Annotated in this window: 24 protein-coding genes; 6 read left to right on the top strand and 18 right to left on the bottom strand. The window is 38.6% G+C overall.

All coding sequences use genetic code 11. The annotated features are described in order from the left end of the window. Window positions 1-71: 71 nt before the first annotated feature. From DC498_RS07390 to DC498_RS07425, 8 genes are all read right to left on the bottom strand, one after another. Entirely contained in the window at window positions 72-500 is a 429-nt protein-coding gene (locus tag DC498_RS07390; RefSeq protein WP_116873519.1) for a ubiquinol-cytochrome c reductase iron-sulfur subunit, read from the bottom strand. A 28-nt stretch (window positions 501-528) separates the two neighbouring features. Continuing rightward, window positions 529-1,422, bottom strand: a complete 894-nt coding sequence (locus DC498_RS07395) for a DUF5777 family beta-barrel protein (RefSeq protein ID WP_116873520.1) — start codon at window positions 1,420-1,422, stop codon at window positions 529-531. Window positions 1,423-1,427: 5 nt separating this feature from the next. Continuing rightward, the gene (locus DC498_RS07400) at window positions 1,428-1,970 is read right to left on the bottom strand and encodes a YceI family protein (protein WP_116873521.1); all 543 of its coding nucleotides are present in this window, start codon (window positions 1,968-1,970) and stop codon (window positions 1,428-1,430) included. Between the two features lie 100 nt (window positions 1,971-2,070). Further along, window positions 2,071-2,439, bottom strand: a complete 369-nt coding sequence (locus tag DC498_RS07405; protein ID WP_133176782.1) for a hypothetical protein — start codon at window positions 2,437-2,439, stop codon at window positions 2,071-2,073. Between the two features lie 10 nt (window positions 2,440-2,449). Next, window positions 2,450-2,860 (bottom strand): OB-fold protein, encoded by a 411-nt coding sequence (locus tag DC498_RS07410; RefSeq protein ID WP_116873523.1) that lies wholly within the window; start codon window positions 2,858-2,860, stop codon window positions 2,450-2,452. Window positions 2,861-2,882: 22 nt separating this feature from the next. Then, window positions 2,883-4,370 carry an outer membrane beta-barrel protein gene (locus tag DC498_RS07415; RefSeq protein WP_133176783.1) on the bottom strand — a complete coding sequence of 496 codons (1,488 nt, stop codon included), beginning with the start codon at window positions 4,368-4,370 and terminating at the stop codon, window positions 2,883-2,885. Next, window positions 4,367-4,942: an RNA polymerase sigma factor gene (locus tag DC498_RS07420; RefSeq protein WP_116873525.1), complete on the bottom strand. Its 576-nt coding sequence runs from the start codon at window positions 4,940-4,942 to the stop codon at window positions 4,367-4,369. The genes DC498_RS07415 and DC498_RS07420 overlap by 4 nt, the downstream gene beginning before the upstream one ends. A gap of 344 nt (window positions 4,943-5,286) precedes the next feature. Next, window positions 5,287-6,444: an alpha/beta hydrolase family protein gene (locus tag DC498_RS07425; protein ID WP_116873526.1), complete on the bottom strand. Its 1,158-nt coding sequence runs from the start codon at window positions 6,442-6,444 to the stop codon at window positions 5,287-5,289. Between the two features lie 332 nt (window positions 6,445-6,776). Here DC498_RS07425 and DC498_RS07430 point away from each other — a divergent pair, with 332 nt between their 5' ends. Further along, window positions 6,777-7,361 carry an outer membrane beta-barrel protein gene (locus DC498_RS07430; RefSeq protein WP_116873527.1) on the top strand — a complete coding sequence of 195 codons (585 nt, stop codon included), beginning with the start codon at window positions 6,777-6,779 and terminating at the stop codon, window positions 7,359-7,361. Window positions 7,362-7,433: 72 nt separating this feature from the next. On the opposite strand, the gene DC498_RS07435 is transcribed toward DC498_RS07430, so the two are convergent. The 7 genes from DC498_RS07435 to DC498_RS07465 form a co-directional block, all read right to left on the bottom strand. Further along, complete coding sequence (locus tag DC498_RS07435; RefSeq protein WP_116873528.1) at window positions 7,434-8,021, bottom strand: DUF6799 domain-containing protein; 588 nt, start codon at window positions 8,019-8,021, stop codon at window positions 7,434-7,436. A gap of 72 nt (window positions 8,022-8,093) precedes the next feature. After that, entirely contained in the window at window positions 8,094-8,645 is a 552-nt protein-coding gene (locus DC498_RS07440; RefSeq protein WP_116873529.1) for an RNA 2'-phosphotransferase, read from the bottom strand. Further along, on the bottom strand, window positions 8,642-9,955 hold the full coding sequence (locus DC498_RS07445; protein WP_240627917.1) for an ADP-ribosylglycohydrolase family protein: 1,314 nt from the start codon (window positions 9,953-9,955) through the stop codon (window positions 8,642-8,644). The genes DC498_RS07440 and DC498_RS07445 overlap by 4 nt, the downstream gene beginning before the upstream one ends. Before the next feature lie 21 nt (window positions 9,956-9,976). Further along, window positions 9,977-11,482 (bottom strand): nicotinate phosphoribosyltransferase, encoded by a 1,506-nt coding sequence (locus tag DC498_RS07450; RefSeq protein WP_116873530.1) that lies wholly within the window; start codon window positions 11,480-11,482, stop codon window positions 9,977-9,979. A gap of 50 nt (window positions 11,483-11,532) precedes the next feature. Further along, window positions 11,533-12,330: a ribose-phosphate pyrophosphokinase-like domain-containing protein gene (locus DC498_RS07455; RefSeq protein WP_116873531.1), complete on the bottom strand. Its 798-nt coding sequence runs from the start codon at window positions 12,328-12,330 to the stop codon at window positions 11,533-11,535. Between the two features lie 130 nt (window positions 12,331-12,460). Next, a complete protein-coding gene (locus DC498_RS07460; RefSeq protein WP_116873532.1) occupies window positions 12,461-13,153 on the bottom strand; it encodes an NUDIX hydrolase in 693 nt (230 codons plus the stop codon). Window positions 13,154-13,586: 433 nt separating this feature from the next. Continuing rightward, on the bottom strand, window positions 13,587-14,714 hold the full coding sequence (locus DC498_RS07465; RefSeq protein WP_206197549.1) for a Gfo/Idh/MocA family protein: 1,128 nt from the start codon (window positions 14,712-14,714) through the stop codon (window positions 13,587-13,589). Window positions 14,715-14,897: 183 nt separating this feature from the next. Between DC498_RS07465 and DC498_RS07470 the strand changes: the two genes are divergently transcribed. Next, a complete protein-coding gene (locus DC498_RS07470) occupies window positions 14,898-16,037 on the top strand; it encodes a glycoside hydrolase family 5 protein (RefSeq protein WP_116873534.1) in 1,140 nt (379 codons plus the stop codon). A gap of 117 nt (window positions 16,038-16,154) precedes the next feature. On the opposite strand, the gene trxA is transcribed toward DC498_RS07470, so the two are convergent. From trxA to DC498_RS07485, 3 genes are all read right to left on the bottom strand, one after another. Further along, window positions 16,155-16,457 carry a thioredoxin gene (trxA, locus tag DC498_RS07475; protein WP_116873535.1) on the bottom strand — a complete coding sequence of 101 codons (303 nt, stop codon included), beginning with the start codon at window positions 16,455-16,457 and terminating at the stop codon, window positions 16,155-16,157. Between the two features lie 71 nt (window positions 16,458-16,528). Continuing rightward, window positions 16,529-17,179, bottom strand: coding sequence for an acetyltransferase (locus DC498_RS07480; RefSeq protein WP_116873536.1), 651 nt, complete (start codon window positions 17,177-17,179; stop codon window positions 16,529-16,531). Window positions 17,180-17,819: 640 nt separating this feature from the next. After that, complete coding sequence (locus tag DC498_RS07485) at window positions 17,820-20,165, bottom strand: PDZ domain-containing protein (protein WP_116873537.1); 2,346 nt, start codon at window positions 20,163-20,165, stop codon at window positions 17,820-17,822. A gap of 290 nt (window positions 20,166-20,455) precedes the next feature. Here DC498_RS07485 and DC498_RS07490 point away from each other — a divergent pair, with 290 nt between their 5' ends. The 4 genes from DC498_RS07490 to rsmI all read left to right on the top strand — a co-directional run bounded on the left by DC498_RS07490 (window position 20,456) and on the right by rsmI (window position 23,571). Then, window positions 20,456-21,745, top strand: coding sequence for an aminopeptidase P family protein (locus DC498_RS07490; protein WP_116873538.1), 1,290 nt, complete (start codon window positions 20,456-20,458; stop codon window positions 21,743-21,745). Window positions 21,746-21,782: 37 nt separating this feature from the next. Continuing rightward, on the top strand, window positions 21,783-22,550 hold the full coding sequence (locus tag DC498_RS07495; protein WP_116873539.1) for a CDP-alcohol phosphatidyltransferase family protein: 768 nt from the start codon (window positions 21,783-21,785) through the stop codon (window positions 22,548-22,550). Further along, on the top strand, window positions 22,547-22,792 hold the full coding sequence (gene purS, locus DC498_RS07500) for a phosphoribosylformylglycinamidine synthase subunit PurS (protein WP_116873540.1): 246 nt from the start codon (window positions 22,547-22,549) through the stop codon (window positions 22,790-22,792). Before DC498_RS07495 ends, purS begins: the two co-directional genes overlap by 4 nt. A 113-nt stretch (window positions 22,793-22,905) precedes the next feature. After that, on the top strand, window positions 22,906-23,571 hold the full coding sequence (gene rsmI, locus DC498_RS07505; protein ID WP_116873541.1) for a 16S rRNA (cytidine(1402)-2'-O)-methyltransferase: 666 nt from the start codon (window positions 22,906-22,908) through the stop codon (window positions 23,569-23,571). The last annotated feature ends 28 nt before the right edge of the window (window positions 23,572-23,599 follow it).

Consider the following 23,599-nt stretch of genomic DNA (forward strand, 5'->3'; position numbering starts at 1 on the left):
TCCCCGTTTATGCTGATTACGCTATAGTTCATCAGCTAAACAGGGGATCTTGTTTCCAGGCATAGTTCATATTAAGTTACGGTAAGCGTATTGCCGTTTATGGATACTGTGTATTTGGTAAGTGCTGCGGCGGCCGGGCCTTGTGTAACTGCCCCTGAAATACTATACTCACTTCCATGACAGGGGCATTTAAAATCATTATCTGCAGCATCATATGCAACAGTACATTGTTCGTGTGTACAGATAAGGCTAAGAGCAGAGAATGATGATGGTGTATTGCCCGCAGCTGTTCTGACAACTATTGTATTACCGCTTATCTTTGAACTGCCTACAGACGTAAGCTCAGTATCAAGATTTGCTGTAAGCTTTGTGCTTCCGCCACCGCCGCCGGGGCCAGGAGTTGAGTTGTCATCTGATTTGGAACAGGATGCTAAAAAGCCTATTGAGCAAACCGTTGCTGTAGCCTGCCCCATTTCAGTTAAAAATTTCCTTCGTTCCATATAGTAGTTTTTTTGTTGACGAATAGGCTTACTTTTTCCCAAATTTGAATGACCGGGAAATATTGAAGCCGAAGTAAATATCTCCTTTACCCCAACTGCCGCTTGTGCGACCTATATAAAGCGGCTCGACCATGCCTTGTGAATTTGTTACATGCACCTGGAAGACATGACCGCCTGTTTCTATATCAAAACCTGCACTTAATGAGTTATATACTTTAAAAGATCTGATTTGACCGGCAGGCAGGTAATTGTATTCAATATTAATGCTCGCCCGTTTGGTTATTTTCATTCTTGCACCCATGCCCAATGCAAAGAGATCATTTTTGTCGGCAGCCATAGGCACAAGATTATAATGTAACCACGTGGGGGAGAGTTGAACAGATAAGTTCCTGTTTATCTTTTTTGCTAATAAGAGTTGTGCCGTGTACTGCGTTCGGTACTTTGCATTCAAATAAGGTTTGTTGGTATACTTCAATGTTGTGTGTGCAATACCAATCAGGGCACTGGCGGAGATGGGCATTTTGCCTGAACCATCCGTTTGCCTGAATAATTTTGCTTTTATATACCCGTCATAGGTTTTCTCGAATGTACTCCTGCCAATACCTATAGCAAGCCTGTTGGTGAGCCCGTAATCAAAACCCATGCGCATGGTGGCATTGTCTAACCCGAAAAACTGATATGCGCCATCATTTATTTTTCCGAAGCGGTGCATGATCATAAAAACCAGTTCCTTTTTTGCGGGAGCTTCAATGGAATGAAGGTTAATGATATGGATACCCTTGAAAGTACCTGTTGCATATATATTTTTCTGACCTGCCATTAAAGAGTCATCCATCATTTTCAGCAGACTTGAATCCTGCGGGAAAATAGTGTTGCAGGAAAAAAATAAAAACAATAGCGTAGTCAGTTTCCGGTTTGTCATACAATTTATTTTTTAGGATTGCATTCAATTCTAATTTCCACATCAATCAGCTTTGCTATCTTATCACTCACCAGAGAAGGGATTTTGATATTGAAATCTTGTGGAACAAGTTGAAATTTTGCCATACCTGATAAAACCCCGTTCCTCATTTCAAGCGTTGCAGGAATGGTAATTTTCTTATCTGCACCGTGCAATGTTATAATGCCTTCCACCTGGATATTGTATACCTGTTGTTTGTAAACGTCAATATCTCCGGTAAAGCTTCCTTTAAAAACAGCCTTTGGGTATTTATCACTTTCCACATAATTCTCATTAAAATGTTCCTGCATCAGTGCTTTTCTGAAAGTGAAACTTTTGAGGAGCATAGAAAAGGCAAGCTGTTTTTTTTCAGTATCAATTATTGCTACAACCTGGTTGTTTTCTGCCTTAATATCTTCCAGTGGGGTTTTTGAATAAAAACCTGCAAACCCGGTTTTGGTGATATATAGTTGTGCATTTGTATATAAACCTGTGCAAATGAATAGCAGTAATAACAGTTGTTCTTTCATAATAAATAAATGAATAAATGTTGCGGCGGGTGAAACAATCTCTCATGAGCTGAAAGTTGAGATGGCTTCGGAACATTCCCTGGTCGTATCTTCCAATTGCTCAGTTATCCGGCGCACCATTTTGTATCCACGATTTTATTTTGTTGATATCGCAATCCGAAAGTTTGGGTGCATTGTAGGGCATCGGCGTATATCCTGCTGCATGAGATATTGCTCCTGTAAGATTTCCGTTGTCAGCCTGAATCCTCAGTTTTGTATATCCATCCAGGTCAATCCCGTTTGTAACAATACCATTACCATGGCAGCTATAACAATTTGTTTGAATGATCGGCAAAATATCTGTACTGTATTTCATATTATCAGTATTGCATGGGCTCGTTGTTAATTCATCTTCTGAATCTTTTGAACATGCGCTTATCCAAATAATAGCTGTCGCAATAATGCCCGTGTGCAATAACTTTCGTACCATACCATGCTTTTTATTTAACAATTACACAATCAGTAAGGTTAACATCCACATTAAATCCTGTACATCTGCCTTTTACTATTATCTCCTGTCCCTTTGTAATATTTTTTTCAGTCACTTCTTTTCCGGGAGAAAACCTGCAACTTATGCCACCACCTGTTGGTTGTAATCCGAGTGTAAGTATGATATCTTCCCCGGAGTTGATAAAGTCATCTACATTTCCCTTTATTTCAACAATTTTATTTAAGTAAGTTTTATCTGCTTCGCTTTCATTGTTATTAAATGCTTCATACAATTGCAAAGCAGTTACACTGACATCCGCTGATTGTAATGCGACTCCTTCCCTGGGTTTATTATACCAGTACCAGGCAAAGCCAAAGCATAAGATTGCCCCTGCTAAAAAAATGATTAATTTTTTTCGCATCAGTTATTTGAATAAATGTTGATCAGAATTTTTTGCCTATGCCAATATATACGCCACCGCTGCTCAGTGAAAGGTTGCCTGTACCAACTCCGGAAACAGGCAGTCTGAAATATGGTTCAATTCTAAAATTGAAGGTTTTCAAAAATGTTCGTTCATATCCCAGGTTCAGGTTAATAACAGTCATCCAGTTTTTTTCTGCTGTCTTATAGTCATAGCCTTTTCTCATTGGCTGCCCTCCGGGATGGCGATATGTAAAATCATAATATTCTTTGTTCATCAGGTATGATGACATGCCGGTTGACACAAACCAATTGTTCTTTTCACCTGCTGATATATTATATCTTACATTCAATGGTATTGTAATCATATAACAATTGCCATCAGCATTCATTATTTCCACACCTCTTAAATAAGGAGACAGCTTACTTTTATCAAAATATTTTCCTTCTGTACAGTATATTTTTTTCTCCCATAAAGCCCCTGTTTCAATATGCCAGTGTTTATTTACCCGGTAACCTAATAATAAACCCGCACTGCTACCGGTGCCGGCTATGCGCTGAAATTTAACTGAGCTTAAATCCGGGGCGATAACAGCAGCTACATATAAGTAATGAGGCTCTTTTCTATCAACCCTGGTATTATTATTTGGTTTTAAAGAACTGTCACTATGAGCTACACTTAAACCTACATTGCGCATCGCCATTCCGGGAATACTTTTCTCAAAAGATATTACCGGAAGCGCCTTGCCATCATGATCTGTAAACACATATTGAAAACTTCCGGTAATAGTTTTGCCGGCGTATCCATCCGGTTTGCTTATGCCGGTATTATTTGTGTGCTTGTTCCTGATATTATTTTTATTGTTTTTTAAATGCTGTGCGATTGATCTATCATTTGTATTGTTCTCTTTGTCTACGACGATCAGGTTGCGTTGGTTGTTTTTATAAATTTTTTTTCTGTTATTTAAAACAGTGTTGTTTGATGGATTTTGATACTGGTTGTTTTTCTTATGTTCGATAAAGTTGGGTACAGGGTTGTTTTGTATGGTATTTTTTTCCCTGGAAATAACATTCTTTTCGCTAAGGCTATTATCACCTGCATCTTTTTCAATAATAGCATTGTTATTACCTGGAGATGCATTTAAAGTAGATTTCTCCGGTTCTGCTGATGATTTGCCGGCAATGGTATTTTCAAAAGATTTTGAGGCAGAAGATCCTTCATACACATCTTTTGTTGTTTTACCGGATGTTGTTTTTGCTGTTATATCTTCTTTATGAGTTGAGCCGGCTTTTTTCCAGGAATAATATCCCAGTAACAGAGCAGATAAAAGCAAAAACCACCAGAAGAAAAACCTGTATTTCCTTTTCCCTTTGCCTGCTTTTTCCATATTAAATCCATCAGCATTGCGCAATACTTTATTCACAGCGTCCCACCCGGAAGCCTTGCTGGTATCCACCTCATAGTTTTCCGCTGCTTTGCGGAAAAGTTCATCCATATCGTCATTCTTCATGTAAAACATAGCACATTATCCTTATTATCTTTTACAAGGCAATTTTGTAAAATCGCTCTTGCTCTGGCAAGATTCGATTTTGATGTTCCTACGGAAATGCCCAAAGCTTTTGATATTTCCTGGTGCGTATACCCGTCAATTACATACATGTTAAAAACAGCCTTGTAAGAAGGGCTGAGTTTTTTAACCAATTCAATCAACTCCTTATACAATACTTTTTCATCGGAATTAACTACTACTTTTTCTGTGTGATTTTCGTTCAGCTCTGCTAGTGGTTGATATCGTTTCTGCGCCTGACTTACCCGTAAATAATCTATAGCTGTATTTACAATAATTCTGCGCATCCAGGCCATCATCAGCATTTCAGGGTTGGTGGCATTTTTATAATCAAATTTTACAAACGACTTAAAAATTTTTATAAAGGCATCATTGCTCACTTCATTTGCCGATTCGTAAGAGCTCACATACCTGTAAACTATCTTCAATACAAATCCAAGGTATTTTTCATAAAATACCTTTTGGCACTTTTCGTTATTGCCAACACACCCCTCTATAAGATTTGTTAGTTCCAAATTTGCCTGAAAACTTTACGTATAATATTACGGTTCAATGGCATAAATGGTTGCGCAGATTACGGATTATAGATGAATTTATTCCCGGGATAAGCTACTATTATCCGGGAACACTATTAGTTCTTATAATTAACCATTAAGACATTAAGAAAATTAAGTAAAAAGCCTTAATGACCCCTAACTTTTTAACGGTTTTCAAAATATATATTGTTTTTTACGAACTAAATATGGTTTCTGTCAATATATGCCTGTATTTGCGCTGTCTGCTATCTTTCTTCTGAGATATGAGACGATAGACGTGAGATTTTCCGGTCTTTTCCTGTTGCTTCAGGCTTAATGTAGCACTACCTGGCATTCAACAAGTTGATCACTGCTTCATCACCCATAACCGCATTGGAAGGGCGTGGGCTCAACGCATTAAATACTTCGAGCTCCTTCTGCTCCAATACCTTTACAGGGTTTTCATCAATATTTCCTGATGCGTCCTGAACGGCTTTTAGATTGAGCCCGAGTGTTTTAGCCATAAACGCGTACATCGCTTTACGCTTTGAAGGACCATAATCATGCTTTTCATCTGCAAGATGCACCAGCGAAACATTATCCCTTTTGTTGTATAGCTGATATATTTTTTGCATGAAAGGATATTCTACCTCAGGAGTATGCTTTGTCCAGTCGCCGCCATCAGATATAAGCAGCATTGGCCTTGGCGCGGTAAGCGCTGCTATTTCTACATTGTTGGTTTGAAAATCTCCTTTTTTGTGAATTGGCATACCACTTTCGCAAGTGCAGCCACCAAAGAAGTAGGATGAAACCATTACCGTAGGAACAGAAACCTTTACCCTTGAATCAAGCGCCGCTAAAATAAATGTTTGCGTACCGCCGCCCGATTCGCCGGTTACGCCCACCCGTGAGGAATCAACTTCCGGCAGTGATAATAAAAAATCCAAAGAACGGATACTGTTAATCGTTTGAAGTTTTACGCCCTTAGCCATTTTATGTTCGCACTGTTTGGAATCGCCCTGCCCGATCATATCCCAAACAAATACAATGGCACCCATGCGGGCAAGCGTGCCGCAGCGTTTTTGAGTTTGCTCACGAAATCTTCCCTCAGGATTATTACCATGACCATGCGGACATAAAATACCTGCATATTTTTTTTGCTTTTTCAACGGGCGGTATAAATTGCCTGTTACATAAAAACCCGGCAGGCTTTCAAATACCACATTTTCTATAGAATAGCCATCCATTATTTTTTTACCATTAATAATGGGTTTTGAAGTGGGCTTAACAGGCATTTTATCTAACTCCATTCCTTCTTTCATATTATTGCGTATCAGCGTTGCTCTTTGCTGCCATTCAGTTAATGATGAAGGTACATGACTATCCAAAAAAGCCTTACCCTGCTCTTCTGTAAAATAGGCGCCCTGGCAAAGTTCAACCTGTGCATTACTGTAATAAGATGTCAGTATATAAAAAGAAAGAATGAGACAGATTTTTTTCATACTGCTGATTATTTAATCTACAATTTAGATTATTCTTTTGGTGATGCTATAGTAATAGGAGTGTTTTGAAAATCTGTCTGGTAAAAAATTGGGACTGAATTACGTAAATAGTATTTTTGTATTAATATGTTGATGAGGTAACTTCTTTTTTGCACATTTTGCCATTCCCTATGTTCAATGTGCAGTTATCCAAATCTTGATGAGTTTATACGATGCTTCCTTCATTTATTCCGTGCGCTTTTCCCTACACCTGACGGTTAACCTATTCTTATTTTCAAGACAATTTATTGTAACCTCTGTTAATACATATTAATAGATCAAAAACAAACTTTATGAAGCGTATCTTATCATCTTTTGCAGCTTTCCTTTTCTCCTTTACCCTAGTTAATGCACAAGTAGCAATTAAACCTTCGGTTGGGTTAAACTTTACTGATTTTTCAAAAGATCCCAATACGGGGAAATACAAATCAAAGGCTGGTTACCAGCTTGGGGGATCCGTTGCTTTCGGCAAGAAAATATATATTGAACCCGGAATTTTTTGGGTGAAGAAAACTACGGAATACATAACAGAAGATACCAATAGTGAAGATGTGAAATTTGATATAAGTGGTTTCAGAATTCCCGTTTCTGTTGGCTTTAATCTTATTGGAAACGAAAAATCACTGGTTGGGTTGAGAGCATTTGGTGGAGCTTCTGCTTTTATACTTACAGATGCAAAAGCAAAAGATCTCAGAAAGGATGATTTTAAAAATGCAGCCTTTGGAGTATTTGCGGGTGCAGGTCTTGATATTACTATTGTTTTTGTGGAAGCAAAATACGAATGGTCACTTACCAATGTTCAAAAAGATATTTCACAGATTGATGTAGGAAAATCAAGATCGGTTTTTATTAATGCCGGAATAAGAATTCCTTTATAAGAAAACTCTTTAAATATCAAATGCCGGCATACATTATTATATACCGGCATTTGTGTTAGGTTTTTATAAAATTTACTCAACAGCTTTTTTTGCTTTTTCTCCGGTTTCTTTTGCTTTTTCCCCTACTTTTTTAGCGCCATCTTTAATGGCCTTACCTGCCTCTTCAGCACCTTCTTTTACCGCGTTTCCTGCATCTTTAGCTTCTTCTTTTACTGCATTGGCGGCATCTTTTACTCCTTCCTTGGCAGCATCCCATGCATTTGAGATTGCATTGCCGGCTTTATCGAAAAACTGTCCTGTTTTCTTTACTGATTCACCATCTTTGATGCTGATCATTTTTCCATCCTTATTTGTTATATTTCCTTTTACAGAAACTACCGTACCATCATTAAGGGTAATATTTTTCTCAGCTACACTCCAATCTCCATTTTTATAGACCATCAGTTTTCCATCTTTCCACATTACATCCCCATCTTCTGCAGTATAAGTTGTGGTAGTAGTTGTAGTTGTTGTGGTAGTAGTCGTAGATGTTTTTCCTGAGTCAGATAATGTAACAGAAGTATCTTTAACAGTTACTGTTTCGGTTTCTGTTTCAGATGCATTATTACCACAGGAAGCAAAAACCGCTGCCAGGGCAGCGAATAGCAATGTTTTTTTCATGTCGATGATTAATTTAATACGGAATAGAATCCAAAAGAATGCCAGATTTTAGCTGAATATATAAGGTAAGCCTTATTCATTGGCTGGCAGTATAATATACTGAACCGGAACCTCATCGGTTAACCAAACCGTGTTTTCAGATAAAAAGAAAATACGTCCATCATTAACCATTTCTTGGGCTTTAACAGTAAGTATTACCGGTTTGCCATGCCTGCTGCCTACTGCTTTTGCGGTAGTTTCGTCAGCACTAAGATGAACATGTTGCCTGTTTTGTTTTTGTAAACCCGTTTTCAAAATGCTTTCTAAAAAACGGGAGGTTGTACCATGATATAATATATCAGGAGGAGTTACGGGAGCGAGATTCAATTCTATATCAATTGAATGCCCCTGATTAGCGCGGATCTTTGTTTTGCTTTCATTAAATGAAAACCTTTTTTTATCGTTGGTGGCAACAACAAGCTCAATTACAGAAAAATCTGTTGTTATCCCGTGTGCATTTAGTTTGCTGATCAGCTCTTCTGTTGTTGTCCATCCATTTTCATCTAGTTGTAATCCAATTTTTTCCGGCTGATGGCGAAGCACCAGGCTCATAAATTTGCTGATATGTTTCAGATCGTTTTTCATGCCGTTTCTTTCATAGTAATTTTTTTGTTTAAATTTTCAGAAAGTTTGCTGATGTCATCAGCTCTTGCAAGCATCGAAATCCATTTATCAGGAATAGTTTCAAAGCCATATACAATACCTGCTAATCCTCCCGTAACACAGGCTGTTGTATCAGTATCCTCTCCTAAATTAACAGCCGTCAATACAGCATCTGCATAATTTTGGGAGTTAAGCAAACACCATATAGCTGCTTCCAGTGTATGAATTACATATCCGGAAGAGTTGATTTCATCTACCGGAATATTAGTAATATCTGATCTAAGTATTCTTGAAAACAGATGTATTTCTTTTTGCTCAAAATCATGTTCTTGAATAAAATTGTTAACTAACCTTTTCATTTCTGAATAGGCTGAATGCTGATCCTTGGTTTTTAACAGGCATGTTCCCAATTCTGTGTAAATAAAGCAGGCAAATACTGACCTGAAATGGGCATGTGTGAGTGATGACACTTCCTTTACCAAAGCAAATCTTTGTTCAATAGCTAAATTTTCAATCAAAAATACTAAAGGCAAAATACGCATTAAAGAGCCATTACCATTTTCCTCTTCGAAAATGCCACCCGCCAATTCGGGAGTTACGCCACCCGCCAACCTGCCGATAGCAGATCTCGTTGTAATGCCAATATCGAAAACAGAATGCCTTGCTCCCCAATAGCCTTCATTCATCCATTTAATAAATTTTAATGCGAGGTTATTTTTACTATACCCTTCTGCTATGGTTTCAGCAAGACAAAATGCAAGACTGCTATCATCGCTCCATGTGCCGGGAGGTTGATTCCATGTACCATATCCGGTCATATCCGTAACAGGACGAATTTTCAACTGGTTACGCTTATTAAATTCAGCAGGTACTCCAAGTGCATCGCCAATAGCAAGCCCGAATAATGCACCCTTAATTTTATTTATTTCCTGATGTTTATCTCCTTTAAAAATTTTTAGGACTCTTATGTCGGCAATGATATGATCATTAAACTCTTCCAGTTCTTCTGCCGGCACCCATAGTTCATTATGAATTTCACCACCCACATTCTGGACTGCATATTTTTGTAGAAAATCTTCATTCATATCGAAAGCTAATACATATCCAATATAACCAGAGAAAGCATCATTTGTATTCCAGTCGTTTGCTATTTGTTCAGCATATTGCTGGTTCATAACCGGGTAAAAAATAGGTTGCCATTCTAAACGAGGAGGAAATCTTTTAAACCCGGAAGTTTTTATCAAATCAAATTCTTTCTGACCAACAGGACGATATAATGTTATCTGCTTCATTTTACATCCGACTTAAAAATATCAGGCAACCTTTGTTGGGGCGCTATGTATTTTCCCATTTTCATACGTTTCTGATGCTTCATTTAATCTTTTCCGTATTTCCGCTAATGTATATGCTTTTATAATATTTCCGTTTTTGAATACGGTTTGTAAGGCGCTTTCCTTTTCCTGTACCCGGTTTACTCTATCAAACAATACATATTGCCCATTTTCTATTTTTACCTGCAATAATCCGGTAGCTGATTTTTTTGTACCATCATCTGTTACCGGGTCTTTAAAAATATCCCTGCCTTTGCCTTCTATTTCCACATAGGTTGCTTTCATGGCTAAGCCAAAAGTATCCCGGGTATTATACTGATAGGTAAAGCTGCCCACGCCAAATACCACCTGGCTGGCAAATCCTTTTTCCTGTAAACCTTTACAAATGGCTTCAGCTCTTTCAAGATTGATGCTGTCGCCATAAATAGCGCCGATGTGCGGATCAAGCAGCTTATATCCTGTGGCGGTAATGCTGCCTCCAAAAATATCCCAAAGCAGCTCAACCACACCTTTCTGCTCAGCTATTGTTTTTCCCCGGGGATCACCACAAATTATTTTCACAGGGTCACCACTGTCGGGGCGTATCACTACTTTACCATTGCGCTGAATCACGATATCTCTTAAGGCTGTAAGATATTCTGTACATACTCTCCATAAATCCCATGTATCACTTACAATACTTACTATGCCGGAAGGATAAACCTCCGTGATCAGCCTTTTGAAAGTTTCCAGTTCACCATCCTTACTGCCGCTGCACATTACGCTATGTTCTGTTGCGGCTACACTTCCACCTACCAGTTCTTTTTCAGCATCTGCTCTATAATATTGCTCAAGCGCATCTATAGCAGGCACTGTATCGGTGCCGCTGAAAGAGGTTAAATGACCCATACCGCTCAGCAATGCGCTTTCAAAGCTGCTCATTCCCCTAAAACTGAAATCATGAGCCTGCCATTGCACAAAATCTGCAGGCACTCCTGTTTCTGCTGCATAGCGCGTTAATAATTTTTTATACTGAAAGGCAATGGTTGCACTGGTACATGGCTGCCATATAATAGCAGATAAAATCGTTTCTAAAAAATTGGTAACCCAATAAAACTCCGGCAGTGTATTTACCACCGTAATACAGGGCACTCTCATCGGTATAAGGCTACCTTCCGGCAAAGCTTTTATTTCAACAGGCAAATAACCAAGGTCGTGCAGTCTTTCAATATGTGAATAATCGGGCAGATCGCCGATAGAAGTGCGGATGCGGCGTTTGTATTCGCTGATCACTTTTTCTTTTGGCTGCTTAAAAAAGTTTTCATTGAAATATGTAATAAGATATTCTTTGATAAAATACTGTAGTCCGAAAAATACCATTTTATCAACGCCTTGCATCCTGCTTTTGCGTGGAGTAAGATTGCTGTATACTAGTGTAGTATGCGGTGGATATTGAAATATATGCCCCACTTTATAATAATCGGTGAGTAGAAAAGGATTCGTTTTCATGTAAGTAAATTTTTTGTTAGTGTATATTCATTTATGGGTTGAACTTGCGGCTATCCTTCCAGTATTGCCGGTATTTCTTTTACAATTCTCGATGTATAGGTTTTATTAAAACTATTGCTCACGATGATCTGGTTAAATTTCTGTTCGAGCACCGCAAAGCCTTTCGAAAAAATACCATGACTTACAATTAAAGTGAGGTGTTTTGGTTTTATTTTTTCCGCTATAGCAAGAAAAGTAGCGCCACCATCACATATATCATCAATAATTACGCAGTTCCTGTTTTCACACTCCTGCGGCTCCAGCACTTCCAGTGTAAGTTTACCGGTTGCCAGGTTCCTGTTTTTGCTGCAGTATACAATGTCTTTTAAATTTTTATTCCACTCAAAATATTGGGGCACTTTTTTTGCCGCGCCGGCATCAGGGCAAATCAATACACCTTCTTCCATTTTGTATTGTTCAACCATTTGTTTGTTGGTAATATTCACGGCGTTTTTTATGAGCAGTGTGGAAACATCAGAGTGAACATCAAACAACAATACTTTGGAAAAGCCGCAGCTATTGATAATATCAGCCACCACTTTAACATCTATGCTGTCGCCATGCTGCATCAGCCTGTCGTATCGTGCAGCCATCAGGTAAGGAATAATCAGTAATTTCTTTTTAGCGAAAAGATTATCTAGGGCATTAGCGGTTTCCAGTAATTGCATCACTTTAATACTATCAGTTAGCGAGCAAATCACTTTCACTTCATCATCTTCTTTAATATCCTGAATGTTTACATGGGGCTGATTATCGGGGAACAAGGTAAGCTGTATACCTTCAGATATGTTAAGGTTAATTGTTTTCATACATTTTGCTTATTTATTAAGCAAATATAGTTACAGGTTTTAAATTTTGCAAATTTTGCTTCATTATTAAGCAAAATATTTTTACAATGCTGCAGGCATTATCATATAATAACGCAAAATACCGTAGGAATTATATCTCGAAATGAAAACCTTCTTTTAAGAGTTCTTTATAGCGTGCCTGGTTAAACCTGAACATCTTGCTGGGCCTGCCTTTGGCTTCGGTTTTAGCCAATTCACCGGTTTCTTCCAAAAAGCCAAACGACAGTATTTTTTTGCTGAAATTGCGGCGGTTAATCTCTCTGTCGAGCAGGACAGTATACAGCTTTTCCAGGTCGGAGAAAGGGAATTTTTTATCAAGCAATTCAAACCCGATGGGTTGGTACCTGATTTTATTGCGCAGCCGTTCAATAGCGGCGGTTAATATTTTTTTATGGTCGAATGCAAGAGATGGCAGCTTTTTAATACTGAACCATTTCGCGTTTTCCGCATCGGTGCTGGCTTTCAGTTCCTGGAACTGGCTGGCTTTTACCAAACCGAAATAAGCTATGGCAATAACTCTTTGTCTGGGATCCCGGCCGGGATCGCCAAAGGTATATAGCTGTTCGAGATAATTTACTTCAATACCGGTTTCTTCCAGCAATTCACGGCGGACGGCTTCTTCCAGCGATTCTGCCTGTAATACGAAACCGCCGGGTATTGCCCAACTGCTTTTAAAAGGTTCATATTTGCGCTGAATCAGTAAAACAGAAACGCCATCATGTTTTGAATAGCCAAATACTATAGCATCAACAGCAACTTTTATATCGGTGGATTTATTTTGCATATAAATGAAGCAAAAATAGGAATATTAATTGCGTGGCAATTCAGCATATGACAATCAATATCATTTCCTTAGTGGTTATATATTCAGGGGTATAATGTATGGACGATGTATCAGCCGTCTTTCCTGTTCCTCAGCGAATGCTTAGCAATGTTGCACCTGATATTTCTGAGAGAAAAGAAAACTTGAGTTTTCTTAATATTGCCGCATTTGCTGTAAGCGGGTAGCCGCTATGCGACATATTTATGCAGTGGATTGCCGGATTAAAATGCAAAATGCGCTTTTATACCATAGGCACAACCCGTTTGCAAACGAGCAGGCGATTTTCAATGATGCGTCATCGGCGTTAGCTTCTTATATAAAAGAAGTCAGGAACGTGTATTTATTAACCTGATAATAGATCTTTTAAGGAAACAACATTGAATAGGTAATGATTTTATTTCATCTCTACAATTTTCCCACTCTTAGCCGATTCCCTCGCTGCTTCGAGTATCTTAACAACCATTATATTATTTTCCAGCGAATACAAGCTATAGGCATCAACCTGTATCTTTTTTCTTATGGCATCCGTAAAATATTCAAACGGGTCTTCATATACCCTGATATCGGCAGTAGTGTATGATCTTGACTGGTCAGACTTATCGTTTTCCCTGCGTATATACATTTGTGTATTGTCTGCCGTTTTAATATAGCCTGTGTTACCGTATAATTCCATATCTTTTCTGCTAAATGGCCAGTTCCACGAAGCCTGTATAATTGCCTGTGATTTTGGATAAGAAACAATAATAGTTGCTTCATCATCTACTTTAGGATAAATAGCAGGTTTAAATTGCCTGGTAACCGCGCTCACAGATACCGGTTTTTCTCCTTTTGTAAGCCAGGTCATAATATTAGCGCCATAGCACCCAAAATCAATAATTGCGCCGCCGCCATTTTGCACGGGATCGGTCAGCCAGTCAAAAAACTCCTTACCCACACCTATTTCTTTAGGCCCCTGGTGACCATGATGAAAAACTGCTTTGCGCATCTCTCCAATATAGCTGCTGTCGTATATTAACTGGTATGACTTTGCAGTGACAGGATACCACGAGGTTTCATAATTGGTAAGTAACAGTATATTGTATTTTTTGGCAAACGACTCCATTTCAAGCGCATCTTTAACGCTTACAGCCAAAGGCTTCTCAACCATCACATGTATCCCTCTTGGCGCGCAGGCTTTTACTACAGCAAGGTGATCATAAATAGAGCCGAATGCCACAACTGCTTCCGGCTTCACTTTATCCAGCATTGTTTCAAGATCGTTATAAAGAATGTTATCATTCAGTTTAAAATGCTGTGCAGATTTTTTCAGTAATACCGGGTCTTTTTCATACACACCTGTTAATGTCATATACCCCACTGGCTTATGACCTAAAATCCATCCGGAATGTCCATGCGCTATACCGGCAACGGCTATGCGAACGGGTTTGTTTTGGGCATTTACCGCACAGAAAAATAATAAGCAGGTAACAGAAAAAAATAAACGGGTCATTGCTAATAATAGTTTGTTGTTTTTTATTTTCATCGGATAATAATTTAAATGTAAAAAAGCCTGGATAAGCTGTTGAAATAAACAGGCATAGTCACCAAATTGTGATTAGTTTTATAAACTAAATGTATGCTTAAACTGTTAAGTATCAAAAAGAGCCCGGACGGTTATGCACAGTTTTAAATTTATAATGTATTATTGTAAACTGTATTAATATACATGAAAAGGAAAACTTTTATCAGGCAAGTTAGCTTAGCTGCTGCAGGTATTACCGTTGGAAATACATTAAATGTACCGGTTTTCAAAACCAGGGAAAACCTGTTGCCCCGCTGGAGAGGATTTAACCTGCTTGATTTTTTTTCGCCTGATCCTGCGAACAACAGAAATATTACCACAGATGACCATTTGAAATGGATGCGTGACTGGGGGTTTGATTTTGTCCGCATCCCCATTGCATATCCTTCATACCTCAATATTGACAGAACAAAAAATATTACGCCTGATGATGTATATAAAATCAGTAATGAAGCGGTAGATAAGATAGACGCACTGGTAACCAAAGCTCATAAATATTCCCTGCATGTAAGTCTTAATCTTCATAGGGCGCCTGGCTATTGTATCAACGCGGGATTTTATGAACCATATAATTTATGGAAGGATGAAGCTGCTCAAAATGCTTTTTATTTTCATTGGAATATGTGGGCAAAAAGATACAGGAACATATCGCGTAAGAAAATAAGTTTTGACCTGGTGAATGAGCCTGCTATGAGGGAAGATATGAACGATCAACATTCTAAATCATCTGCTGTTCCCGGGAATATCTATCGTAGGGTGGCACAGGGTGCCGCCGATGCTATCCGTAAAGAGAACCCGGACCACCTGGTGATTGCAGATGGCAACCAGGTAGGTACAAAGCCCATTCCCGAAATAATTGATCTAAATATCGGGCAGAGCTGCAGGGGGTATCATCCGGGTAGTATTTCTCATTATAAAGCGCCCTGGGCTAATAAAGACATAAATAACCTGCCTCAACCAAAATGGCCGGGGCAGGTTGGCAATCAATACCTGAGTCGTGAAATGCTGGAAAGTTTCTATAAGCCCTGGGTAGAAATTATGCAAAAAGGAGTTGGGGTACATTGTGGAGAATGTGGCTGCTGGAACAAGACGCCCCATGAAATTTTTCTTGCCTGGTTTGATGATCTGCTTGATATTTTGACCAATGCCGGTATTGGTTATGCATTATGGAATTTTATCGGTGATTTTGGCATTATGGATTCACGCCGTACCGATGTTGATTACAAAGAATGGTATGGACATAAGCTGGATAAAAAATTACTTACGCTGTTACAAAAAAAATAATATTAAGTTGTTTTTTATCTGCCGGGTTTGAAAACAGTAATGAAACCGGGTAATGCTTTAGAAAAATAGTATCTGGTTGCAACATTGCACTGGAAATACTAAATCGAATTTATATATTCAGTTATCTGTGTACCGGCGTATGATTTTTTCTAATTGATCGCCCGGCACAACTCCAGATTGTCTCCATAATATTTTTCCCTGCTTAAATAAAATAAGCGTAGGTACTCCCTGTATTTGATAGTTGCCGGCGGCAGCCGGATTTTTATCAACGTCAATTTTAATAATAGTTGCAGTATCGCCAATGGTGGCTTTCACTTTTTCAAGTACAGGCGCCATCGTTTTACATGGACCGCACCATGTCGCAAAAAAATCTACCAGCACTGGTTTGTCTCCGTTGATAAGTTCCCCGAATTTTGACATACATTTTGAGGCTTATGAATAATAAAACTTAATCAGTAGAGTGGTTTACGGATATGGGGATTAGAAAAATATCATTTTTTTTTGATAAGCTTTGCCGCAGGAACGCCGGTATATACACCCTCTTCGGTAATATTTTTTACAACAATACCTCCCATCCCTATGGTGACATTATTGCAAATGGTTATGCCCTGCTTTACCGCAGCGTTAGTGCCAAAATATACACATTCTCCAATTAAACAATTCCCGCTTATGTTTACAGCAGGAGCTGTGGTAAAGTAGTCGCCCAGGATACAATCATGTCCTATAGTAGTAGCAGCATTTAAATGAATATGCTTGCCCATTTTAATATTACTGGAAATAATAGAGCCGGCCATTATGATGCAGCCTTCATCAATATCTACCCATCTGTATATTATTGCACTTGGATGAATAATGCTTGTATATTTTGTATCTGCCGGTAGATTTTCTACGAATTTTTTGCGAACCTGTGGATTGCCAATGGCAACAACAACATTGTGAGTGGAGGGGTTAAATTTAGATAATGGAATTACATTAATCCCCATGATTTGAGTTTCCCTGATATGATCATCACTTTGCATAAAACAAACATGATCCTCAGCTTTAATTCCTTTTGGATCAAGCTCATCCAGAATATAGCTAAGCACCTCCCTTCCCAAGCCGCCCGCACCAGCAATACAAATCTTTTTTTCAAGGCTAATCATACAGTTAATTTATCAAACAGCAAGTTAAAGCGCTATTTAAATTTTAAATTAGAATTCTACGAAGATTATCAAGTTGAATTTATACAAATATATATGAGTTTGTGAAAGCCCAAAAAAGTTTTGATATCTGGTGGTGGGAATAAGTTTATGAATTGTTAACAACAATGATTTTGTTCTGTATTATAAAAGCAGTACTTGTATTAGTTTATATAATAATATGTTTGGTGGCGCTATATATTAAGAAGCTATCATAAGGAAAAGAAAAGCCTGATATGAAGTTGCTTTATACAGCGGGTAAGAATTTCTTCACCAGGGTAATATCAGTTATAAAGAAAGCCTTGTTGAAGCTATTAGTAAAGATGTTTTTGTAAATGGTTTTTTTGGGGAAACTGAGAGGATGGCATTCAAATATTATGGAAAGTATTTGTGACTGAAAAGCCAAGGAAAGATAAATGATCTCAAAAGAAATTACAGCGCTTTCCGTAAAATAACAACAATATTTTGATGCACAGCATACGGCTAATCCCGGAACAGATAACCCTGGAAGAAGCCATTAAATCCATCCGGGAACCGGTCCTTAAAAAAGGATATGATATATAATAAGCCTAATAGCTGATGGCTGGCCGTTGAAAGTCATCAGTTATTTCGTTTTCAACTCTGTATTTATCAATTGCTGATTACGCATAACAGTTATAGGTATGCGGCCTGTCCAGTTTAAGGTTTGATAAATATCCATCAGTTGTTTTACATCAATGATGGTTTTGCCATCAGCGGTGCGGATTACGTCTTTATCCTGCAAACCAGAAAGTGAGAGTAAAGTATTATTCCCAGCAGATAAAATGACCACACCGGTTTCATCCGGCAAGCCATAAGCGGAACGATCGCCCAATCCATCTACCGATTTGATTGTGCCTCCTAAAAATGTAACGGCAACAGATTTGTCAGAAAGTCCTGCATCATTGATGAGCACCGGTATCTGTGGTTGTTGTGCTATTTTTTTGAGAGAGGCTTTTTGTACACCGAATGCATGCATCTCAAAATTTTTAAAACCGGTTTTTAAAGCCGGAGAACCTGCTGCAACAGTATAATCTCCTTTTGCAGGATTTATAAACAGTGGGTCACCAGCTATACTGTTGCTGTCTGTTCCATGCAATTGCGCATCATGCAAAGCAGCCGTATCAGGAAACAGGTTGTGATTAATTTTATTACCCCAGTCTCTCACCTGTATCGGTGCGTATTTTTTCATTACGATATTTCTTTCAAACACATCACCACTGTTTTTAAACCAAACATGCGGATGAAAAGAATTGTTGATCATAATATTGTTTTCAACAATGCGATAAAATCCCTCCCTCAATTTTAAGCCACCATTTAAACAAAGGTTATTATAAATATGATAATTAGAAGAACCGTCATCAAGGTCAATATCCCAACCATGATCGCAACGAAACCTGTTATTGCGAATAATAGTTTGCTTGTGTGCATCCAGTAAAATCAATTCAGGATGTGCCGCTGCTAAACTATCCATATACTTTCTGTCAGGTGCCCAATATCTGTCGCGCCCCCACGAATTGAAGGAACCATGATCTCCTGTTTCTCTTACTGTATTAAATACATCATTGAACTCAATGATGTGTCCGCCGAATGCACCATCCCCTATATTAATTCCTGCCCTGGAAGTTTGATAAATACTGTTATAGCTAACCGTAATTTCAGACGCGACCTGTATCTGCACCCCTGTTGCCTGTTTTTCAATGTCGCCTAGATCATGAAATAAATTATCTGTAACGATACACTGTTGCGGATAATTATTGGCTAGTGGCCCTGGTGTTTTATCGAGTAAGTTATAGGGGATAAAATTTTCATACCCGAAGGAAGGGGAGCGAACGGCTTTTGTATCACCTATAAAACAAACTGCGTTTGCTCCTGTATTGTAAATATGACAACCTGTGATAGTGTCGTGCTTATTATAATTGCTCACCATTATAGCATTACCGCCAATACCTTCAAATACACAGTCAGAAATTTTACAATGCTCCGTTCCGTCCATTAATATAACGCCACCCCTGTATATAGTCCAGTCGCTGCGCAGCAGCGGCTCTTTCGTATCCATAAAGCTTCTTTCGTTATGAGTGAAATGAATACCTGATATACGGATATTTTTTAAAGGCTTTGTTTCTGTTCCTTTAAGCTCAATACTGTTTTTTAATCGAGCAACTATTATGGTTGCTTTTGCTATATCAATTGCTTTGGGCGGATAGTAATACAATAGGTTTTTATTTCTGTCGAGCCACCATTCTCCTGTCGCGTCCAGCTCTTCAAAAATATTTTCTACAAACCGGTATTGTTCATGCATTTTGTTAGGGCGGTTATTCTGCCATCCACCTTCCATTTGTAAATCACCTGAACTATCGGCACCGGTTATGCGATAATGAAACCCGCCCCATTCATGCGCATGTAAAGCATGTATATATCCACCAACTGGATTTTTCCATTTTTTTACTCTTTCCGGTGCAATGGCATTAGCAGCAGTACCGTGAAAAACTCTTGCAGATGAATCATAATTTGGATAACGCGCAAGTGGCTGAAGTATATTATTTACATACAGTCTTTCAAATGCAATACCTGCAGGCACTTCAGTTACATATATTCCATTTTGCCAGGGCTTCCATTTGGGAGTAAGTGGTTTGCCGGCGCTGATGGTTACAGTTTCGTTGTTATTAGATGTAATCAGCAATGATGAGGGCAGGAATTTATCTGTATGAATGGTAATAGTATTACCCGGGTAGTATATGCCTTTTTTAAGTACTATTATTACATTTTTTCCTTTTTGAGTAGAAGCAACCTTAATAGCTTGCTGTAAGGTTTTAAAAGGCTGTTGTATGGAGCCTTTGTGCTGATCGTTTCCGGTGGGAGAAACAAAAAACTTTACCTGTGCTATGCTAAACTTTACCGTAATAATTAACAATACAAGTGAATACTTCATGAATGCTGTTTATGTACTGAAGAAATGTAATTGCCAATTTCCTGAATTATCATTATAAATTCAGTATATATTTTAATACAAAAGCATATTTTATTGACTGCTGCGCTATGCCCACCATAGCGATACAGTTGAAGAGTGCGACGAAGTTACATAGTAGTAATACTGCGGTCTCATAAAATAATGGCTTATACCTTATACGATATTCCCTCATCTAATACTGTACCTTTTTTTGCCGGCCGCCATATTATGCAGATATTGCAGCATTATTCAATTGAATAAAGTTGTTTACGATGAAATACCTGCCGTTAAATCCACAGATATTTTTTACCAATAGAAAGCGCTTTGTGGCAAAAATGGAGAAAAATGCCATTGCCATATTTAATAGCAATGATGAGCTGCCAACGAATGGAGATGCGCTTTATCCTTTTAAGCAAAATGCTGACCTCTACTGGCTTACCGGAATTGTGCAGGAAGATACTATGCTGATCTTATTTCCTGATAATCCTGATAAAAAGTATAAGGAAGTATTGGTGCTGGTTCGTCCTAATGAGCTGAAAGAAAAATGGGATGGTAAAAGATTACGGGCAAAAGAAGCGCAGGAAATATCGGGTATTTCAACAATTATATGGCTTGATACTTTAGACGGATTTCTTCAACCGCTGATTCATCTTGCAGATACCATATATCTTAATACAAATGAAAATGATCGCAAAGCGAATAAGGTAGCGGTTAGGGATTACCGTTATGCTGGAGAAATGCGCAGGCAATATCCATTGCACAAATATATGCGCAGCGCCAAAATTTTAAAAGAACTGCGTGCTGTAAAAATGCCGTTTGAGATTGAGGTGATGCAAAAAGCAATGGATATTACGGAAAAAACATTCCGCAGGCTGCTTTCTTTTATCCGCCCGGGTGTGATGGAGTATGAAATTGAAGCTGAGATATTACATGAGTTCCTGATCAACAGGGCAACCGGTCCGGCTTATGGTTCTATTATTGCCAGTGGCGACAGGGCAAGAACGCTTCATTATGTTTCTAATAACGAAGAATGTAAAGCCGGAGAATTGGTATTGATGGATTTTGGGGCGGAATACGGCGGTTATTGTGCTGATCTTACGCGTACAGTGCCTGTAAACGGAAAATTTACAAAGCGGCAGAAAGAAGTATATAATGCCTGTTTGCATTTGCATAAATATGCCGCATCTATTTTAAAGCCCGGTATTTCTATTCTTGCATATACTGACAAAGTAGGAGAGGAGGCAACCAAACAATTTATTAAAATCGGCTTGTTGAAGAAATCAGATGTGAAAAATGAAGATAAGGACAACAGGGCTTACCGTAAATATTTGTATCATGGCATTTCCCATCATCTTGGCATAGATGTGCACGACCTTGGTACAAGAACGGAGCCGATAAAAGAAGGAATGGTATTTACTGTTGAACCTGGTATTTATATTGAGGAAGAACATATGGGTATCCGTATTGAAAATAATTTCTGGGTCACAAAGCATGGCAATAAAGATCTGATGAAGAAAATTCCTATCACTGTTGATGAAATAGAAACTTTGATGAAACGTTAAATAATACAGTGCATTTCTTTTTAAACCAATACTACAGATGAAGCATATACCCAACCTCTTTACATTACTCAACCTGGCTTTTGGTTGTATGGCTATTATTGCCGTATTGCAAACCGGGGTGGTATTATTGAATACAGAAGAAGGATCGCAGATGCTGAGTATGCCGGAGCAAATTTTTATGGCCTCGCTTTTTATCGCGCTGGCAGGCGTGGTAGATTTTTTAGATGGTTTTGTGGCGCGGCTGTTAAAAGTTACTTCTGAAATGGGCAAACAATTGGATTCCCTGAGTGATGTGGTAAGTTTTGGCGTGGCGCCGGGAATGATCATTTACCAGTTTTTACGGCTGTCAATAGCGCGGGAAGAAGATGGGCTGAATGCTTCTGTAGTATGGCTTTTACCTGCATTACTTATTCCTGTGGCTGCTGCATGGCGACTGGCGAAGTTTAATATTGATGAAACCCAAACCTATCATTTTAGGGGCGTGCCAACACCTGCTGTTGGTTTATTGATAGCCTCTTTTCCGCTTATATTCTGGCATAACAGTACGGATACTGTAATTAACCTGCTTTTAAATAAGTGGCTATGGTATGCCGTAATTATTTTGCTCAGTTACCTGATGGTTTCCAATATTCCCATTATGAGCCTGAAATTCAAAGACTATTCTTTTAAAAATAACGGCTCAAAATGGATATTGCTGGCAATAGCTGCCGTATTGACCATTTTATTCAAATGGCTGGCAGTTCCGTTTATTTTTATAGCCTACATTCTGTTATCTTTGCCGCTTAAAAATAAAACAGCATCATGATATACGCGGTTCATATTAATGTAATGCCTTTAAAAGAGCTGCTTGACCCCCAGGGTAAGGCCGTAATGAGCGGCCTGAGCAATTTAGGTTTAAAAGGGGTAGAAGATGTGCGTATCGGCAAGCATATTACACTGCAGGTTGAAGCCGCTTCAAAAGAAGAAGCCAGAAAGATAGCGGAAGAAGCTTCACAAAAATTACTGGCCAACCAGGTAATGGAATATTTTGAAATAACGGTTAACTGATTGACATTGCCTGGTGTTATGTAAAACGTGAGATGTCAAAGGTGAGATGAACTTTCACATCTAACGTTTCACTTCTTACAATTCTACAATTTATCTATCATAATCAATGTGCAATGTTATATATTGTTCCTACACCTATCGGCAACCTTGCTGATTTTACTTTCAGGGCGGTAGAAATAGTAAAGCAGGTTGAGCTTATACTCGCGGAAGATACAAGAACATCCTCGCTGCTGCTTAAGCATTATAATATTCAAAAACCAATCACGCCTTATCATCAGCATAACGAACATAAAATAGTATCTCACCTTGCCGATCAGTTGCAGGCAGGAAAAACAATGGCATTACTCACCGATGCCGGCACGCCGGGCATCTCGGATCCCGCTTTTTTACTGGTAAGGGAATGTGTAAAAAGAAATATTAAAGTAGTATGTTTACCCGGCGCCACTGCTTTTGTGCCTGCATTGGTAAACAGCGGACTGCCAATTAACCGTTTTTGTTTTGAAGGTTTTTTGCCATTAAAGAAAGGGCGCCAGACTTTATTTAAAAAACTTGCTGAAGAAGAGCGCACCATTGTTTTCTATGAATCGCCCATGCGGCTTGTAAAAACATTAGAGGAGTGTATTCAATATTTTGGTGCGGAACGTCAATGCTGTGTAAGCAGGGAGCTTACCAAAATGTTTGAAGAAAACAAGCGGGGAAGCCTGCGCGAAGTTTGCGATCATTTTATCGCCAAAGGCGTAAAAGGTGAGATTGTAGTGGTTATTGAGGGCGTGTCGTAAGTGCTGATGTTTTGAATTGAGCAAATAT

This window comes from Terrimonas sp., assembly GCF_003075435.1.
Lineage (GTDB): Bacteria > Bacteroidota > Bacteroidia > Chitinophagales > Chitinophagaceae > Agriterribacter.

Bases quoted from the DNA above. Each gene is read 5' to 3' on its own strand.
- DC498_RS07410 (WP_116873523.1), bottom strand. From the start codon at position 2,860: ATGCGAAAAAAATTAATCATTTTTTTAGCAGGGGCAATCTTATGCTTT.
- DC498_RS07425 (WP_116873526.1), bottom strand. From the start codon at position 6,444: ATGAAAAAAATCTGTCTCATTCTTTCTTTTTATATACTGACATCTTAT.
- purS (WP_116873540.1), top strand. From the start codon at position 22,547: ATGATATACGCGGTTCATATTAATGTAATGCCTTTAAAAGAGCTGCTT.
- DC498_RS07465 (WP_206197549.1), bottom strand. From the start codon at position 14,714: ATGAAAATAAAAAACAACAAACTATTATTAGCAATGACCCGTTTATTT.
- DC498_RS07490 (WP_116873538.1), top strand. From the start codon at position 20,456: ATGAAATACCTGCCGTTAAATCCACAGATATTTTTTACCAATAGAAAG.
- DC498_RS07405 (WP_133176782.1), bottom strand. From the start codon at position 2,439: ATGGTACGAAAGTTATTGCACACGGGCATTATTGCGACAGCTATTATT.
- DC498_RS07390 (WP_116873519.1), bottom strand. From the start codon at position 500: ATGGAACGAAGGAAATTTTTAACTGAAATGGGGCAGGCTACAGCAACG.
- trxA (WP_116873535.1), bottom strand. From the start codon at position 16,457: ATGTCAAAATTCGGGGAACTTATCAACGGAGACAAACCAGTGCTGGTA.
- rsmI (WP_116873541.1), top strand. From the start codon at position 22,906: ATGTTATATATTGTTCCTACACCTATCGGCAACCTTGCTGATTTTACT.
- DC498_RS07460 (WP_116873532.1), bottom strand. From the start codon at position 13,153: ATGCAAAATAAATCCACCGATATAAAAGTTGCTGTTGATGCTATAGTA.
- DC498_RS07415 (WP_133176783.1), bottom strand. From the start codon at position 4,370: ATGAAGAATGACGATATGGATGAACTTTTCCGCAAAGCAGCGGAAAAC.
- DC498_RS07455 (WP_116873531.1), bottom strand. From the start codon at position 12,330: ATGAAAACAATTAACCTTAACATATCTGAAGGTATACAGCTTACCTTG.
- DC498_RS07435 (WP_116873528.1), bottom strand. From the start codon at position 8,021: ATGAAAAAAACATTGCTATTCGCTGCCCTGGCAGCGGTTTTTGCTTCC.
- DC498_RS07495 (WP_116873539.1), top strand. From the start codon at position 21,783: ATGAAGCATATACCCAACCTCTTTACATTACTCAACCTGGCTTTTGGT.
- DC498_RS07485 (WP_116873537.1), bottom strand. From the start codon at position 20,165: ATGAAGTATTCACTTGTATTGTTAATTATTACGGTAAAGTTTAGCATA.
- DC498_RS07440 (WP_116873529.1), bottom strand. From the start codon at position 8,645: ATGAAAAACGATCTGAAACATATCAGCAAATTTATGAGCCTGGTGCTT.
- DC498_RS07480 (WP_116873536.1), bottom strand. From the start codon at position 17,179: ATGATTAGCCTTGAAAAAAAGATTTGTATTGCTGGTGCGGGCGGCTTG.
- DC498_RS07395 (WP_116873520.1), bottom strand. From the start codon at position 1,422: ATGACAAACCGGAAACTGACTACGCTATTGTTTTTATTTTTTTCCTGC.
- DC498_RS07450 (WP_116873530.1), bottom strand. From the start codon at position 11,482: ATGAAAACGAATCCTTTTCTACTCACCGATTATTATAAAGTGGGGCAT.
- DC498_RS07445 (WP_240627917.1), bottom strand. From the start codon at position 9,955: ATGAAGCAGATAACATTATATCGTCCTGTTGGTCAGAAAGAATTTGAT.
- DC498_RS07400 (WP_116873521.1), bottom strand. From the start codon at position 1,970: ATGAAAGAACAACTGTTATTACTGCTATTCATTTGCACAGGTTTATAT.
- DC498_RS07430 (WP_116873527.1), top strand. From the start codon at position 6,777: ATGAAGCGTATCTTATCATCTTTTGCAGCTTTCCTTTTCTCCTTTACC.
- DC498_RS07470 (WP_116873534.1), top strand. From the start codon at position 14,898: ATGAAAAGGAAAACTTTTATCAGGCAAGTTAGCTTAGCTGCTGCAGGT.